This window comes from Pedobacter sp. WC2423 (assembly GCF_040822065.1).
GTDB lineage: Bacteria > Bacteroidota > Bacteroidia > Sphingobacteriales > Sphingobacteriaceae > Pedobacter.
In genome coordinates, this window is the sequence record NZ_CP162005.1 from 1,215,654 (window position 1) to 1,232,306 (window position 16,653).

The 16,653-nt window shown below is 37.9% G+C and carries 16 protein-coding genes; 6 read left to right on the forward strand and 10 right to left on the reverse strand.

Translation table 11 applies throughout. From position 1 onward, the window contains the following. Positions 1–132 precede the first annotated feature (132 nt). A complete protein-coding gene (locus tag AB3G38_RS04545; protein WP_367867311.1) occupies positions 133–1,038 on the forward strand; it encodes a helix-turn-helix domain-containing protein in 906 nt (301 codons plus the stop codon). Between the two features lie 84 nt (positions 1,039–1,122). Here the strand turns inward: AB3G38_RS04545 and AB3G38_RS04550 are convergent, their stop codons facing one another. Then, a complete protein-coding gene (locus AB3G38_RS04550) occupies positions 1,123–1,623 on the reverse strand; it encodes a DinB family protein (RefSeq protein WP_367867312.1) in 501 nt (166 codons plus the stop codon). A gap of 211 nt (positions 1,624–1,834) precedes the next feature. Between AB3G38_RS04550 and AB3G38_RS04555 the strand changes: the two genes are divergently transcribed. Together AB3G38_RS04555 and AB3G38_RS04560 are read left to right on the forward strand one after the other, a co-directional pair. Further along, positions 1,835–2,200: a hypothetical protein gene (locus AB3G38_RS04555; protein ID WP_367867313.1), complete on the forward strand. Its 366-nt coding sequence runs from the start codon at positions 1,835–1,837 to the stop codon at positions 2,198–2,200. Positions 2,201–2,304: 104 nt separating this feature from the next. Then, positions 2,305–2,835: a ferritin gene (locus AB3G38_RS04560; RefSeq protein WP_367867314.1), complete on the forward strand. Its 531-nt coding sequence runs from the start codon at positions 2,305–2,307 to the stop codon at positions 2,833–2,835. 178 nt (positions 2,836–3,013) lie between these two features. Here the strand turns inward: AB3G38_RS04560 and AB3G38_RS04565 are convergent, their stop codons facing one another. After that, entirely contained in the window at positions 3,014–3,556 is a 543-nt protein-coding gene (locus AB3G38_RS04565; protein WP_367867315.1) for a DUF4303 domain-containing protein, read from the reverse strand. A gap of 283 nt (positions 3,557–3,839) precedes the next feature. On the opposite strand from AB3G38_RS04565, the gene AB3G38_RS04570 reads away from it, so the two are divergent. Beyond that, on the forward strand, positions 3,840–4,418 hold the full coding sequence (locus AB3G38_RS04570) for a fasciclin domain-containing protein (protein WP_367867316.1): 579 nt from the start codon (positions 3,840–3,842) through the stop codon (positions 4,416–4,418). 108 nt (positions 4,419–4,526) lie between these two features. Next, positions 4,527–5,030, forward strand: coding sequence for a peptide-methionine (R)-S-oxide reductase MsrB (gene msrB, locus AB3G38_RS04575; protein ID WP_367867317.1), 504 nt, complete (start codon positions 4,527–4,529; stop codon positions 5,028–5,030). A 10-nt stretch (positions 5,031–5,040) separates the two neighbouring features. Here the strand turns inward: msrB and AB3G38_RS04580 are convergent, their stop codons facing one another. After that, positions 5,041–5,466 carry a GNAT family N-acetyltransferase gene (locus AB3G38_RS04580; protein ID WP_367867318.1) on the reverse strand — a complete coding sequence of 142 codons (426 nt, stop codon included), beginning with the start codon at positions 5,464–5,466 and terminating at the stop codon, positions 5,041–5,043. A gap of 266 nt (positions 5,467–5,732) precedes the next feature. On the opposite strand from AB3G38_RS04580, the gene AB3G38_RS04585 reads away from it, so the two are divergent. After that, complete coding sequence (locus tag AB3G38_RS04585) at positions 5,733–7,205, forward strand: PLP-dependent aminotransferase family protein (RefSeq protein WP_367867319.1); 1,473 nt, start codon at positions 5,733–5,735, stop codon at positions 7,203–7,205. A 73-nt stretch (positions 7,206–7,278) separates the two neighbouring features. Here AB3G38_RS04585 and AB3G38_RS04590 read toward each other — a convergent pair whose 3' ends face one another. The 7 genes from AB3G38_RS04590 to AB3G38_RS04620 all read right to left on the reverse strand — a co-directional run bounded on the left by AB3G38_RS04590 (position 7,279) and on the right by AB3G38_RS04620 (position 16,642). Next, a complete protein-coding gene (locus AB3G38_RS04590) occupies positions 7,279–8,280 on the reverse strand; it encodes an MlaD family protein (RefSeq protein ID WP_367867320.1) in 1,002 nt (333 codons plus the stop codon). Then, positions 8,281–9,054, reverse strand: a complete 774-nt coding sequence (locus tag AB3G38_RS04595) for an ABC transporter ATP-binding protein (RefSeq protein WP_367867321.1) — start codon at positions 9,052–9,054, stop codon at positions 8,281–8,283. A gap of 1 nt (position 9,055) precedes the next feature. After that, the gene (locus AB3G38_RS04600; protein ID WP_367867322.1) at positions 9,056–9,862 is read right to left on the reverse strand and encodes an MlaE family ABC transporter permease; all 807 of its coding nucleotides are present in this window, start codon (positions 9,860–9,862) and stop codon (positions 9,056–9,058) included. A gap of 310 nt (positions 9,863–10,172) precedes the next feature. Further along, a complete protein-coding gene (locus AB3G38_RS04605; protein WP_367867323.1) occupies positions 10,173–13,082 on the reverse strand; it encodes an FAD-binding and (Fe-S)-binding domain-containing protein in 2,910 nt (969 codons plus the stop codon). A 27-nt stretch (positions 13,083–13,109) separates the two neighbouring features. Next, the gene (locus tag AB3G38_RS04610; protein ID WP_367867324.1) at positions 13,110–14,639 is read right to left on the reverse strand and encodes an aldehyde dehydrogenase family protein; all 1,530 of its coding nucleotides are present in this window, start codon (positions 14,637–14,639) and stop codon (positions 13,110–13,112) included. 30 nt (positions 14,640–14,669) lie between these two features. Continuing rightward, positions 14,670–15,575 carry a DUF1338 domain-containing protein gene (locus AB3G38_RS04615; RefSeq protein WP_367867325.1) on the reverse strand — a complete coding sequence of 302 codons (906 nt, stop codon included), beginning with the start codon at positions 15,573–15,575 and terminating at the stop codon, positions 14,670–14,672. 5 nt (positions 15,576–15,580) lie between these two features. Further along, a complete protein-coding gene (locus AB3G38_RS04620; protein WP_367867326.1) occupies positions 15,581–16,642 on the reverse strand; it encodes a saccharopine dehydrogenase family protein in 1,062 nt (353 codons plus the stop codon). Positions 16,643–16,653 lie beyond the last annotated feature (11 nt).

The following is a 16,653-nucleotide window of genomic DNA, read 5'->3' on the forward strand; positions in this document are numbered from 1 at the left end:
TTTAAAGGCTGTTGAGTTTAATATTCTGATCTCTTATTTAATTGTTTGAATTTTGCAATTAACGGTTTGAATAGCGCAATTTCCCTAAAAACAGATACCGCTATATTTGTACAGAAAATTGCTTAAATTCATATGATGGATAAGACACAAACATTAGAACACTTTTATCAGCAAAAGTTTAATAGTGTTCCCCAGACCTTACAGAATGGTGTAGGGCATTTTAATGTTTTTCGTATTGAAGATTGTCACGGGCCAAATGCTACACCTGTTACCTACAGCCGCAGGGATTTCTATAAAGTTACCCTGGTACGTGGGGAGTATTTATATCATTATGCAGATAAAAGCTTAGTGGTCAAAGGCACAACTCTAATGTTTTTCAATCCTAATGTTCCATATACGGTACAGGCACTTTCTGAAAGTACTACCGGCTACTTCTGCATTTTTACAGAATCTTTTTTTACAGAGAAAATTCGTGGAAGCCTGAATGAACTGCCAATGTTTAGTATAGGAGGGAAGCCTGCTTATTTTTTAAACGATACACAGGAACAATTTGTTGGTGGCATCTTTGAAAAAATGCTGGAGGAAATCAACTCTGATTACGTATTTAAATACGATCTGCTGCGTAATTATGTGACAGAATTAACGCATTATGCGTTAAAATCCGAGCCTTCTGAAAGCTTATACCAACATCCAAATGCACAATCCAGGATAACCGCTGTATTTACTGAATTATTAGAACGTCAGTTTCCTATCGAAACACCTTCTCAAAGGTTTGCGCTTCGTTCTGCTAAAGACTTCGCAGAGCGACTTGCAGTACATGTAAATCATTTAAACAGGTCGATCAAGGTGACTACTGGTAAAACAACCACAGATCTGATCTCCGAGCGTGTATTAACGGAAGCTAAGTCTTTATTGAAACATACGGACTGGAACATTTCTGAAATTGGCTATTGTCTTGGTTTTGAGGAAGCTGCTCATTTCAATAACTTCTTTAAAAAACAAACAGCTTTTACACCAGGGCATTTCAGGAATGTTTGATTTTGACAATTCTAAAACAGACTAAGAAATAAAAGGCCTGAACACATTGAATGTTCAGGCCTTTTAAATAAGAAGAAGATTTGTTTAGTCCATAGCAGGAATACCCATATTTACCCATTCTTCTTTAGCCGGGCCGTATATGCCTGGCACCGGTAAACCTACCATACGCATAACAATGGTCATTTGCGCACGATGATGAGTCTGATGGGCGACAAATACAGATAATACTTGTCCTTTAGTCCATACCTGGCCATACATTTCTACTTGGTCACCTAAAGTAGAATCTGTCCATTTTGACTTTACTCTTTTCAACAGGAGTGTATTGTATTCCTGGTAAACCTTTATGATTTCTTCAAAGCTTTCTGGTATTGGCAGTCCGTCAAGCAAGTTTTCTGTCATCAAACCGGCGTGTGATCCCATTTCGGGTATAGTCTGGGTAATGTGCCAGGCTAACCTGTCCAATGTTCTTACATTTTCGTGGATTTTAATGGATTTAGTTTCATCCGTAATGTTTTGGAATATTTGAAGTGTGCTATGCTCTTCGTTCTTCCAGTCATTTTCGAAATCTTCAATACTACGGTACATAGGGGTAAGGATTTAATTAGTGTTTTTCAAATTGCTTAATGGGTGGTAATTCCCGGTAAATAGGGTACGGGTTTAAGTGGTAACAATATAGGCATATTTGCATTTATCGTCTACAAAACAGGAATATTTAAAAATATTACAAATTATTTTTGCAATTTATTTGTATCAAGTCTAAATAATGTGAATATTTGTGTTATAATCATAAATGTTAATGCAAAACGTAGCCGTAGCACCTTCAGTTGAATTATTAGAAGTATTCCAAACCAGGAATGGATCTGTATCTCAGTCGGATTCTCAAAAATGCTGGTACGTTAATTTCGCAGGTCATCACAATCGTTTCGATTATCGTTCGATCATGAAACTTAGAAAAGCCATTTATGGTATCGATATCGAGGCTTTATTGCTAAATTCTGATAAAGCACCTGATCTTGAAATTGTTTTTATCTGCGCTTGTGATCATTGCTACGTATTAACCTTATTAGAGATTATAGCTTTCAAAGAACTCATAGAAGGCACATTTGTGATGCTTGAACTTAACCGTATTTTACACGACAGAATTTATCGCCTCACAGCTTAAGCTTCTTTAGACTTAGAATCTTTCCATATTTCTTTTAAATGCTATGAAATTGATTTATAGCACTACTTTTGTATACGATATAGGTAGTAATTAAAATCAATCATATGAAAGATATCATCCGCGTTAAGTGTTTGCTTTCTACAGAAGTAGAAAGACTCTTAAATCAACAGATAAAAAAAGAAGCTCAATCTTCATCCGCATATTTAGCAATGGCATCCTGGTGTAATCAGCATGGTTATGATTTCTCCTCTGACTATTTTTTCAAACAGTCGGACGAAGAAAGACAACACCAGCTTAAAATCTATAAATATGTTTTAGATATGGGTGGTACTGCTATTTCTCCTGAAGTTTCTAACATCAAAATTGAATATAACTCTTTCAGAGAAGTTTTCGAAGAAGCTTTAGATCAGGAAATCAGTGTAACTCAATCTTTGAAAAATATCGCAGCTAACTGCCATAAAGAACAGGATTATGTGACTGTTGAATTCTTAAACTGGTTCTTCAAAGAACAACGTGAAGAAGAATACAAAGCAAGACGTGCCCTTGAATTGTTCGACGTTATCGGTGAAGAAGGTACTGGCAGATGGCAGATCGACAAACATGTTGGTGGCATTGTTTATGACAGCGAAGCATAGTTTGAACTAAATACAAATATATGAAACCGGTTATCACTACGATAACCGGTTTTTTTATGTCCTGAATTCAATACTTAAATGGGTTAGCTATTTCATAGCTTGATGTAATAGCTATATCTATTAACTAACTAATCCCATGAAAATGAACAGAATTAAATCCTGGGTGATTTGTGGAGCACTAGTAGGTTAAACTACTGAGTCTTAATTCCGCTTCATCCAAATCTTCATCGTGATCTATGCAGAATACTTTAAAATCCGGTGTCTTAGGTATTTTCTGAAATTCTTCTGACTTGGTAAATTCTACTAATGTTTTAGAAAAATGCAACAAAAGATTCTCAGTTATTGCATTGTTTGGTTCCCCATCTTCATTCTCATCATCTTCATCCTGATCTTCATCATCACCAAATAATTCATCCTCAGAAAGCGCATAATGAGTTGAAAAAGATTGATATTCCCAATCGCCGGTATTGTATCTCAATTCATTAATCTGTTTTTCGCTTTGATAAGAAGCTTTATACTTTCCACTTTGAGATTCTTCCAGGAGTGCTGAAAAAGCACTTTCTGTGTTAAAACATAAGTTTACCTCCGCATATTCTGCATTACAGTCAAATGCAAATGCATAAAAAACTTCATTTGGATGCTCCGCTAAAAAATTGCTCACTTCAGTTTTTGTGAAAGCCAGCAATTCTTCTTGTATTTTATTGTAATCTATTTCTTGCATAAGTTTAATTTTATTTAAGCGTATATGTTTTCAAACGACACGTTTCTTATTTTATGATACCAATAAAATAAGAGACATAAAATACTAACTATATTCTGTAAATTAACATTACGTTCTTATACTGGAATGAATATTTAATCTGGAATCTGTACTTAAAGAGCAATAAATAATACATTTTTCATTTGTAAATAGTTAATAATCTATTGGTTGTAGTAATGTTTTGATCTTTTGAAAACCAAAGGTATACCATCTGTCGTAAATGTGATTAAATATCAAAACTCAGATGAAAAAAACATTTATATCAGCATTTGCTTTAGTAGCTATCGCTTTTGCTTCACAAACTCAAGTTCAGGCACAATCAAAAATGAAGATGTCTGGCGGCACAAAAATGGTAGGTGGTGCAGCAATGTATCCTGCAAAAGACATTATTGATAATGCGGTAAATTCTAAAGACCACACGACACTGGTTGCTGCTGTTAAAGCCGCCGGGCTTGTTGAAACGCTAAAAGGCGCTGGCCCGTTTACTGTATTTGCACCCACTAACGAGGCTTTTGATAAATTGCCAAAAGGTACTGTAGCGACTTTAGTAAAACCTGAAAACAAAGCAGCCTTGACTAAAATTCTTACTTACCACGTTGTTGCTGGTAAAATGGATAGCAAAGCCATTGCAGCTGCCATCAAAAAAGGAAAAGGGAAAGCTGAGCTGACTACTGTTGAAGGTGGAAAACTCTGGGCCTGGATGCAAGGTAAAAAGTTAGTACTGAAAGATGAAAAAGGTGGAATGAGTACAGTAACTATTGCTGATGTTTATCAGAAAAATGGGGTGATTCATGTTGTAAATACTGTATTAATGCCAAAATAGATTAAGCTATATTTATATCAGAAAAGCCTCTTAATTTATTTAGGGGCTTTTCTGATTATTAATGTAAGGTTTTCTGTATTTAAGAGACTAAATGATAAAAAGAAGATTATGAAAATTATATTAAGTTCCGCAATTCTGTTATTGTTCTTTTACACTGGCTATGGTCAAAGTAAAATCGCAAAAAACCCTTATTACTCCAGAACAGACACTACGGTATTAAAAGTAAGTAATGCAGTTTGGAAAAAAATACTTCCTGCTGAGCTTTACGCAGTTGCAAGAACAGGAGCAACCCAGCAAGCCTTTACAGGAAGTCTTTGGAATTCTGAACGCAGAGGAATGTACTATTGTGCGGTTTGTGGAAATGCCTTATTTAAGTCTGATGCAAAGTTTGCAAGTACTTGCGGATGGCCAAGCTTTTTCGAACCAATAAGAACTAAAAGTACGATTTACAAAGTAGATAATTCTCTAGGTATGGAAAGGACCGAAGTTCTTTGCGCACGTTGTAATTCACACCTTGGACATATCTTTGATGACGGGCCAGCGCCAACACATAAACGTTTCTGTATGAATTCTGTATCTCTTGACTTTGTACCTGATGGTTTAGGTAAATAATACTAATTTTTCAGGAAGAAACCGGCCGTGAAAAATGCATGCTGGTAATGATATATTTATGATTTAAATATAACCGGTGTGCATCATTTCTGGTAGGGCCACTATCCAGTTCTACTTTATTCATACCTGCTGTTTCCGCTTCTTTATGGATATATCCGAGTAAAGAAGCTGCGTAACCTTTGCCACGGTATTGAGGTAAAGTAAACAGATCATCGATATAGATCGTTTTTCCAGTAAAAAGTTTCTGGATATAGCGGTATCCTGCAAAGCCTGCAATTTCTCCATTATCAATGATATAGATTAAATTAAAGCCATCTTTCATCATTTCTGATAATTCGTGCTGGTAAGTATCCTCAAGCAAATTAGTACGAAAAGTACTTAGAATGTTCCAGAATCCGGATAATTCATCTGTTGGTTTTAAAGTTAATATTTCCATTTTTTAGTTGTTTTTGAGGTTATATTTCTTTGGATAGGTAATTATCCAGACTCCATTTCATTTTCTATTGATTTGATAAATCAAAATTAGCCTGCAATCTTAGCTTATTCATGTACCAGTTCTGGCTAATTGAATAGTCCAGAATAATAAAGGAATTAGTCATAAACTTTACCGGGATAAAGAAATTTGTATCTTTAAAATCTTCGATTCAAGCCGAATTCAAGCTTTTCAGCAGGTTCTTATTATAAATTTACAGCTTAAAACAAATGCTCCCATTTAAAACTCTGATCATAATTGATGAAAGCAGCACTATAGCTGTATATAGACAAATAGCTGACTGTCTAATTGTTCTGATAACAGATGGAATAATACAACCCGGAACTTTTTTGCCCAGCACCAGGGAGATGGCCATATTACTTGATAAACATCGCAATACAATTGTTGCTGCCTATGAAGAGCTGAGTACGCAGGATTGGATTGAAACTTTACCCAGAGTAGGCATCAGAGCAGCTCTCGATCTGCCTTTAATTAAACCAAGGTCTTTTCAGGAAGGTGGAAAAAATCAAACTTATTCCAGCCCAGCAAAATTCAGTTTCAAGCATGATATTCCTGGTCCTGTCCAGCATATTTCCCCATTAAAACGCAACTCAATAATTGTCAATGATGGCTTTCCTGATGCTGATCTTGCTCCGTTTGACAGCATGCTCCGGGAGTATAGAAAATTGATGCAGGGTTCCAAACTCAAAACATTAATGTATCTCAAAGATTTTGGAGGTACACAAGCATTGAAAAATTCCACAGTCGATTTCCTGAATGATTCCCGTGGTTTAAACATATCAACAGACAATCTTTTGATAACCAGAGGCGCACAGATGGCCATTTATCTTGCAGCGGCTATGGTGATTAAGCCCGGTGATCATGTGCTTGTTAGTGATCCGAGCTATTACATTGCTGATGAGGTTTTTAAACAGCTGGGAGCCAACCTTATCCGTATACCTGTGGATGAACATGGAATGGATATTGAAGAAGTGGAGAAAGCTTTAAAAAGCACAACCATCAGTTTACTTTATATTATTCCTCATCATCACCATCCAACAACGGTAACCATGAGTCAGTTGCGCAGAACCAGGTTACTTGAATTGATAAAAGCTTATCAATTACCTGTTATAGAGGATGACTACGATTATGATTTCCATTATAGCAATAGTCCGGTTCTACCGCTGGCAAGCGCAGATCATGATAGTCATGTACTTTATATAGGTTCTTTTACGAAACTTTTAGCTCCCTCTTGCAGAATTGGTTACTTAATTGGTGCCACCAATTTTATTATTCAGGCTACAAATTTCAAAAGATTGATTGACCTGAGAGGGGATACCATGATGGAAGAAGCATTATCTGTCATTATAAATAGTGGAGAATTAGCCAGGCATATCAAAAAATCTAAAAAAGTATACCATGAGCGTTGTGACCAGACCGCACTGTTGATAGCTGACCAGCTTTCTCATGCAGTAGATTTTACCAAACCACAGGGAGGCCTGGCATTGTGGCTGAAATTTAAAGCGGAATATCCACTAGCTGACGTGATTGCAAAAGCGCGTTTCTCTGGTTTATTATTTACTGGTAGTGCCTATTATGAAGGAGCAGATCAAAAACATAATGGAATTCGTTTCGGTTTTGCTTCTTTAAAAGAAAGTGAAATGAATCGTGCTGTAGAAATACTGCGCAAAATCACCATTTAATCCAGGAATAAAAAGCAATAAAAAACCGGCTACATTTAATGATGTAGCCGGTTTGAGTAGCTGATAAGCTATATTATTTAGGATCTTGTGTTGATTTTTCTTTAGCAGCTGCATCAGCTTTAGCTTTCTTTTTAAAGAATCCTCTTAGCAGGAAGTTATGTTGTAAAGCTTCCATGTTTTCATCCAGCTTTTTAGTACTTGATTCCAGATTGGAAACTGTATTTTTTAATTTAGCAGCAGTTTGTTCATCATTCAGTAAAACGCCTACAGCATTTTTATCCGAATTAAGTTTATTGCTCGTTACTTTCAGGTTATTCGTCATTTCAGAAGCTGATGCTGCTGTATTTTGTAAACTTTTAACCGCTGTTTTCAAGCTGGCAAACACTGTTGTATCAGTCAGCAATTCGTTAGTCAGCGTACCTTTTGTATTTAGTTTAGAAGTATATTGAGCAACTGCTGATGTTACTCTTGCCGTACTTGCTGAAGCATTTTCCAGATTAATAGTCATTTGACGTAAACGGCCTGCCATAACAGTGTCGGCCAGTAAAGTTCCCAATGTTCCTTTTCCCTGCAGCATATCAGTGGTTACCTTTTTAAAATCTTCAGTAATCACCAGGATATTCTTGTTATTTGCTTGTAAAGTCTTCATGATATCTTCTGGCCCCAAAGCAGTTGCGACATTAATCCGGTCTCCGTCTTCTACTTGTGGAGCATCCCCCTGACCAGGCAGGATTTCAATCATTTTATTTCCAATAAAGCCTTCAGAACCTTGTTTAGCCACAGAGTTCTTATGTATATATTTTTGTGCAGCTTCTTCGATATGCATCGTAACTTCTACTTGTGCATTCCCGTAAAAGTTGATTTTGCTTACCGTTCCGATTTTCACTCCTGAAAAGAAGATATTATTACCAGCTTGTATACCATTTACGTTATTGAAAACCGCTTTTAAGGTAATACTACTTACAAATCGTTTTTGCTTGCCACCTAAGGTAAGTACTGCGGCGATGAAAATAGCAAGTCCGATAAAGATGAAAATTCCTACAACTATTGATCTTTTGTTTTCTGTAGCGCTCATTTATTGTGTAAAATTATAATTGTAAAAAGATTGAACACGTTCGTCTTTACTCGCAAAGACTTCATCAAATGTTCCCTGTATCGCAAACTGACCATCTAATAGCATAGCAATTCTGTCGCCAGTTTCTTTAGCACAGGTTAAATCGTGTGTAATAATAATAGATGTGGTTTTATATTTTTCCTGAACTTCGTTGATCAGGTTATTAATTTCAATACAGGTAATAGGGTCAAGGCCGGCAGTTGGCTCATCATAGAGCATAATTTCTGGTCTTAGAATCAATGTCCTTGCAATACCAATTCTTTTACGCTGTCCGCCAGAAAGTTCTGAAGGCATTTGCTCTATCGTCTGTGATAAACCAACTGCATCCAATACATCTTCCACTTCACGATTGATTTCTTTACGTCTCAGATTTCTTGAATTTCTTACTAAAGGGAATTCAAGATTCTGACGCACAGTCATACTATCATATAAAGCACTATTCTGAAATGAGAACCCTACTTTTAATCTTAGTGCCATCAAATCCCTTGTACTTAAGTGCTCTACGCTTTGTCCAAGCACGTCTACATCTCCAGCATCAGGAAGGAGTAAACCTGATATAACTTTGATTAATACTGATTTTCCAGTACCCGAGCGGCCCAGTACAACCAGGTTTTCCCCTTGATAAACCTCCAGGTCAACGCCTCTCAGTACCTCAAGATCACCAAAGGCTTTCTTTAAGCCTTTGATAGAAATAACTGCATTATTTCTGTCTATTGCTTTCTGTTCTTTTACCATATTAACGGAAAGCATTTACAATTTGAACAATAATAATCTCTTCGACAAAAATCAGGAACATGGCGGCAACTACTGCCGAATTCGCTGCTTTTCCAACACCTTCAGTACCTTTGGAAGAATTGTATCCATGATAGCATCCAACTACACCGATTGTAAAACCAAAAACTGTTGATTTAAAAGTAGTTGAAAATATATCTAAAAAGCTGATGGTGTCAAATACTTGTGAGAAAAACATGGAAAAACTGGTTTGCTCATTGCTGTGGACACTTAGAAAAGCACCCATTAAAGCCACACAAGCGGTATACATTACCAGTATAGGAATCATAAAGGTAGTGGCCAGTATCCTGCTAACTACCAGATATTTAAAAGGATTGGTTGCTGATACTTCCATGGCATCAATCTGTTCAGTAACTTTCATTGACCCAAGTTCAGCACCCATATTAGAACCTACTTTACCAGCAGCGATTAAAGCGGTAACCAATGGAGCTAATGCACGGATAATCGCAATAGAAATCAGTGAAGGTAACCACGAAGTTGCGCCGAAATTGGCCAGTGAAGGCCTGGATTGATTGGTAAATACAACCCCGGTAATAAAACCAGTAAGTGAGATCAGGGGCAGGGATTTATAACCCACTTCATAACATTGATGTATGATTTCTTTAAACTCGTAGGGCGGTACAAAAACTTCTTTAAAAAAGCGAAGTACAAACTGATAAGCGTGATATATACCGAAGAACATGCTGTCAAGTTTTTTAGAAATGACGTATTTGCGAGGCGTGATGTTCGGATTTTCTGTGTTAGGATCCATTCTTTAGGTTTGTGCAGCCAAATATAATTTAAATCAGGATTTTGTTTTTCTATTTATAGGTAAGTAATAAAAGCGCAAAATTGTTTTGATTTTATATTGACTATAGCTGCATTTTGGTCAAATGTAATACATCGGTAATTATCCACAAGTTGGATTACATTAAAATGACAAAACAATGATGTGTTTGCTTAGCCATCAGCAGCTTAAAAACAGGCCTTTTTAATAGTAAAAGCCTGTTTTTTCTGGAAAGATTATAGCTTGTGTAACATTATTATAAATTGACCATCAATGAATACGCAACCAAAAATAATTAAACCAGCGCATCATATAACACTTCTATTGGATGTAATGCCTTATTACTGGTACCATCCTTGATCTGATGCCGGCAGCTTGTTCCGGTTGCGGCAATGATCACGCTTTCTGATTGTTTTCTGACTTCGGGAAACAAAACTAATTCTCCGATCTGCATAGATAATTCGTAATGCTTCTTTTCATAACCAAATGAACCAGCCATACCGCAACAACCAGAAGGAATAACTTCTACTTTATAGTTTTCCGGGAAGGCCAGTATTTGTTTTGATGCACCCACCGCTGCCCATGCTTTTTGCTGGCAATGTCCATGTAATTGAATCAATTTGTTTTCTTTGCTGAAACTGGACCGGGCAATATTTCCATTCTCAATCTCTCTGGCAATAAACTCATCTATTAACAAGCTGTTTTTAGCCAGCTGTTCAGCCATTTTTAACTGTGGTAAATCTACCAGATCAACATATTCATCCCTGAAAGTCAATATCGCTGAAGGTTCAATACCAATTAAAGGAGTATCTTCAGTGATAATTTTACTGAGCTGGAATACATTATGCTGTGCAATCTTTTTGGCCTTGCGGAGCAGGCCTTTGGAAATCCAGGTTCTTCCACTCTCCAGATGCTCAGGGATAATCACCTGATAACCTAATTTCTCTAATAAAAGAATTGCTTTAATCCCAATTTCAGTATCTAAATAATTGGTGAATTCATCACAGAAAAAATAAACAGTTTTTTGTTTTAAAGCGCCTGGTTCAACAGGTTTTTGATGTTGAATAAACCATTTTTTTAAAGTTGTTTTATACAATAGCGGGAGGGAACGTTCCTGAGCAAAGCCACAAATTTTCCTGATGAAAGCACTCGTGGTTTTATTGCCGATACTCCAATTGTATAATGCCGGAGATAAAGAGGCCAGCTTGTTGAGCTGATTAAATGCACCTATAATCCAGGTTTTCAATGGGACCCCATTAGCATCATAATAACCCTGTAAAAATTCAGCTTTAAGTTTAGCCATATCCACATTGGAAGGACATTCTGACTTACAACCTTTACAGCTCAGACACAAATCCATCACATCTTTAAGCTCCTGATGATCGAAGCGATTGATTTTAGTGGAATGTGTGAGCATTTCACGCAGCATATTAGCTCTGGCCCTGGTGGTGTCTTTCTCGTTCCTTGTCGCCATAAAAGATGGGCACATCGTACCGCCAGCTAAATGTGACTTACGGCAATCACCTGATCCGTTACATTGTTCAGCATGCTGTAAAATATTCTGATCCTGATAACGAAATACAGTCTTTATTTCAGGTGTTTGCTGACCAGGTTCATACCTGAGCATGGTATCCATAGCAGGCGTATCAGTGATCTTGCCGGGATTAAAGATGTTTTTTGGATCCCAGGTTGATTTAATCTCCTTCAGCATTTTATAGTTACGCGGGCCAATCATTTGCTCAATAAATTCACCACGCAATCTGCCGTCTCCATGTTCACCACTTAGTGAACCATTGTATTGTTTGACGAGTTTCGCTATTTCTTCTGCAATTACCCTGAATAAGCGGTTACCTTCCACTGTTTTCAGATTCAATATAGGCCGCAGATGGATTTCTCCTGAACCCGCATGTGCATAATGGACAGAAAACAGGCCGTGTTTTTTGAGAATTTCATTAAAATCACGGATATAAGCAGGTAAATCTTTTACATCCACAGCAGTATCTTCAATCACAGCTACAGCTTTTTCGTCTCCGGGAAGATTACTTAATAAACCTAAACCAGCTTTTCTTAAAGACCAGATTCTGGACATATCCGGGCCAAAAACCAACGGAAAATGATAACCTAATCCATTTGCTCTCATTTCTGCCTCAACTCTGGCAGCCTTTGCTGTAATTTCCTGTTTGTTTTTACCTGAATATTCTACCACAAGAATAGCAGCAGGATCACCTGAAACAAAGAAACGATTTTTTGACTGCTCTATATTTTCTTTGGTACATTCAAGAATCAGATGATCTATCAGTTCACTTACCCTTGGCTCATATTTTAAAGCGATCAGATTAGCCATTAGTGCATCGTCAATACTATTGAAATGTATGCACAGTAATGCTGTTTCTTCCTTTAAAACAGGTTCCAGGTTAAGTTTGATCTCTGTCATGAATGCCAGTGTACCTTCAGAACCTGCAATAAGCTTACAGAAATTGAAGTCTTCAGTTTCTGCTGTAAAAGGAGAGGTGTCCAGCAAAATGTCAATCGCATAGCCGGTATTCCGTCTTTCGATACTTTTAGCCGGAAACTGCTCACGGATACTCAGCTGATTTTCATAATTGCTGAGCAAGGACCTGATATTTCTGTACAGCTCATTTTCTAAAGAACCGCCTTCACACTTTTTAATGAATTCTTCAAATTCAAGCGCTTTAAAATCTACTGCAGAACCGTCAGAAAGCAAGGCTTTAATTTCCAGTGTATGTTCACGGGTACTTCCATAAATCAGGCTATTTGAACCGCAGGAGTTATTACCAACCATTCCGCCAATCATCGCCCTGTTAGCGGTTGATGTTTCAGGGCCAAAATATAGCCCAAATGGTTTAAGATACAGGTTAAGCTCATCACGAACAACGCCAGGCTGAACCTTTACCCATCTTTCCTCTACATTGAGTTCCAGTATCCTGTTAAAATATTTAGAAACATCAACAACAATACCCTTACCTACAACTTGTCCTGCAAGTGAGGTACCGGCAGTACGGGGAATCAGAGACACTCCATGTTCCGCAGCAAACAGAATAAGTTTTTCCAGGTCCGGAACAGACCTGGGTATAGCAACAGCAAGGGGCATCTCCCGGTAAGCTGAGGCATCTGTAGCATATAAAATACGGGTCTGATTGTCAGTAAAGAAATCCCCGTCCAGTGAGCCGGACAGGGATTTCATTTGGTCATTGCTGATAGTCATATCAACCTAAAGATCGAATTTAATACCCTGTGCAAGTGGTAATTTATTCGCGTAATTGATGGTATTGGTTTGTCTGCGCATATATCCTTTCCAGGCATCAGATCCACTTTCTCTACCACCACCTGTTTCTTTTTCACCACCAAAAGCGCCGCCAATTTCAGCACCAGAAGTACCGATATTCACATTTGCGATACCACAGTCAGATCCATTCGTAGATAAGAATAGTTCAGCTTCTCTCAGGTTTAAGGTCATGATCGCAGATGAAAGCCCTTGCGGAACACCATTTTGAAGAGCAATTGCTTCTTCCAGAGTTTTATAACTCATGATATATAGAATAGGTGCAAAAGTTTCTTCCTGTACAATCTGGTAATGATTTTTTACTTCTGCAATACAAGGTTTAACATAACAGCCTGAACTGTAAGGACCACCTGTAAGAACGCCACCCTCAACAATAAAGTTTGCGCCCTGAGCCTTGCCTTTTTCAATAGCCTCTGAATAAACGGCTACAGCAGCTTCGTCAATCAGCGGCCCAACATGGTTATTCTGATCTAACGGATCTCCAATACGCAGCTGTCCATACGCTTTGACAAGTTTATTCTTAAACTCTTCATAAATTTCCTCATGAATAATTAAACGCCTGGTCGAGGTACATCTTTGTCCCGCAGTTCCTACTGCACCAAATGCCGCCCCGATAATAGCGATATCCAGATCTGCATCTTTGGAAACGATAATGGCATTGTTACCGCCAAGTTCAAGAATCGTTCTTCCGAAACGGCCTGCTACTGCTGATGAGACCAAACGACCAACTCTTGTTGACCCGGTAAAGGAAACCAATGGAATCCTTGGATCATTGTTGATCAGATCTCCGACAGGATTTCCTGTAATTAATGAGCTGATTCCTTCTGGCATATCATTCGCTTTTAAAACTGAAGCAATAATATGCTGACAGGCAACTGCGCAAAGTGGTGTTTTAGAAGAAGGCTTCCAAATACAAACATTTCCGCAAACCAGTGCTAATGCAGTATTCCAGCTCCAGACAGCCACAGGGAAGTTGAATGCAGAAATTACACCAACAATACCCAGTGGATGCCATTGCTCATACATTCTGTGATCTGGTCTTTCAGAATGCATGGTCAAACCGTACAATTGTCTGGATAGTCCAACAGCGAAATCACAGATATCTATCATTTCCTGAACTTCACCAAGCCCTTCCTGTAAGCTTTTTCCCATTTCATAAGAAACAAGGACTCCCAGATTTTCTTTATTTAAGCGAAGTGCTTCCCCCAGTTGTCTCACTATTTCGCCTCTTTTTGGGGCAGGTACATTACGCCAGAATAAAAATGCTTCTGCACTTGTACTGATTACTTTTTCATAATCTTCCGGACTGGTTGTACTTACTTTTGCTATTTCTTTGCCATCTACGGGCGATGAAGAAGTGATAACTTTTGCGCCCGGTTCCATCCATTGATGTCCGGTTGAAGTACCACTGTTATTATCCGTAATGCCTAATTGCTTTAATACTTCTTTGATATCCATATTTTTAAATAATATATCTTATTAATAATTTCAGGACTTTACTTGTCCAGTGTAAGTGCTTTCGAAAATCTTGTCAGCATTGCTGGTTTCAAAACCTTCTCTCCGGTGTATGGGCTGAATCTCTTCAGGTTTAAGGTGACTATAGGCGGGTAAAACTGAACGTTCTGCAAACTCTACATAACTACCGGCGATCTTTGTTTTTTCGCCATCAGCAAACTCAACTTCATGTAAACCGGCCACGGTACTGCTCTGACTTAATAAACCATCAGCGCTTGTTTTAATTTTTCCGCCAGCGTCATTTAATTTGATTCCCAGGCTTTCTACAAATTTATTAAAATCAGGGAGAAACCGGTAATCTTCAGGCAGTGCGTGCACACTGATTGTATAATGATTCAGGTAATACCGGTTGTAAATTACCCAGGCAGCATATTCACTTTCTTCCAGTAATGCGGTATAATCTTTTAAATCTGGTAGTTTCCATAAAGGATGATGCAGAAATGCGGCAATAGCATCACCATCATTCAGGTCCAGTGCATCGACCGGATCTGATTTGATATCACCGGTATATTTTTTGATAATTTCCTGCGTGTTGTGACTCAGCTGACCTACTATAAGTTCACTTAAAAAGATCCGCGGATATTCCGGAGCAGGAGGGGCATACCAATAGGCATCCAGCTTTTTTTCTTCAAAATAATAATGATCTCTCTTTTGATAGCCGTGAAACAAAAAGATCTTTTCAAAAGATTGGATACCCAGGTTCGGAACTCCAAGCGTTCTGAAAGCGATATGATCATTTACAATTTCATCCTGAGAATTCACCACACCGTTTTTTAATAAAGCAGCTGTAATTTGATTAACTTCTGGCACAGCTTCGCGGTACCGGTCAAAAAGTTCAGTCAGGAAAATATCCAGGGGACTGTGATGATTAAAATTCATATTCTTTAATTAAAGAGACTGCCGCATTTTGTATTTAAAAGAGCTTCGAATGAAATTTCTTCCTGTTTGATAAACCCTTTTGAAGGTAATGATCCATTGGCTACCATTTCTACCACTGCAACAATACTTGCTGCTGTAGTCCAGGAAATCGCTCTCCAGGAATTACCATTTAATTCAATCGGGCCATAAGATCTGCAAAACTCATTGCGTTTCAATTCATTGTTTTTCCATCCTTCGGCATCTGCATAGATAATCACAACATCTTCATCGACCGGAGGTTTTGCGTTTTTAAGAATATCTTCCAATCGTTGTTTATCTTCCTTCATATGTAATTCATTAATCAGGAAGTTCATCAGGTCACAATGTCCGGGATAACGAATGGTTTTGTAATCAAGTCTGTCCAGTTTACCGGCATAGGTTTCACACATCGTGCCCAAACCACCAGAGGTATAAAAAGCTTCATATAAAGCGCCATTAATCTGGATAGCTTCTTTGCCTTGTAAAGAAGGCACCATTTTTCGCTGACCATGGTGAATGGCTTCAGCATCATTAATATATTCATTGACTACACCAGCTGCAGACCAGTTAAAAGCATAACCCATTGCGCCGTTCGGATATTTTGGTAAAGCACCCACACGCATATCAATTGATCTTAGTTTCTCAAAATCTTTTCCCAGATGAGCACCAATAATACCTATTAATCCTGGTGCAAGACCACATTGAGGAGCCATTACAGCCGTAGCTGTTTCACTTAATTTTCTGATTTCATTGGTGGTAGGAACGTCTTCAGTTAAATCAAAATAATGTTTTCCCAATTGGTGCGCGATTCTTGCAATCGGACTATTTAAGAAAAACGGCAGGGCGGAAACCACCGCATCAAATTGACCGATCATCTTTTCCATTAAAACCAGATCAGATACATCTCCAGTGGCAATAGTGAATGGAAGCTCATAATCATAATGTGGAGCTTGTTTGTCCATTCCGGTCACTTCGAACTGGTCGCTTAGCAATGTGGCTACCAGCGTACCTACCTTGCCAAGGCCCAGGCTTAAAATTTTATTGATCATTATAAAGTTTA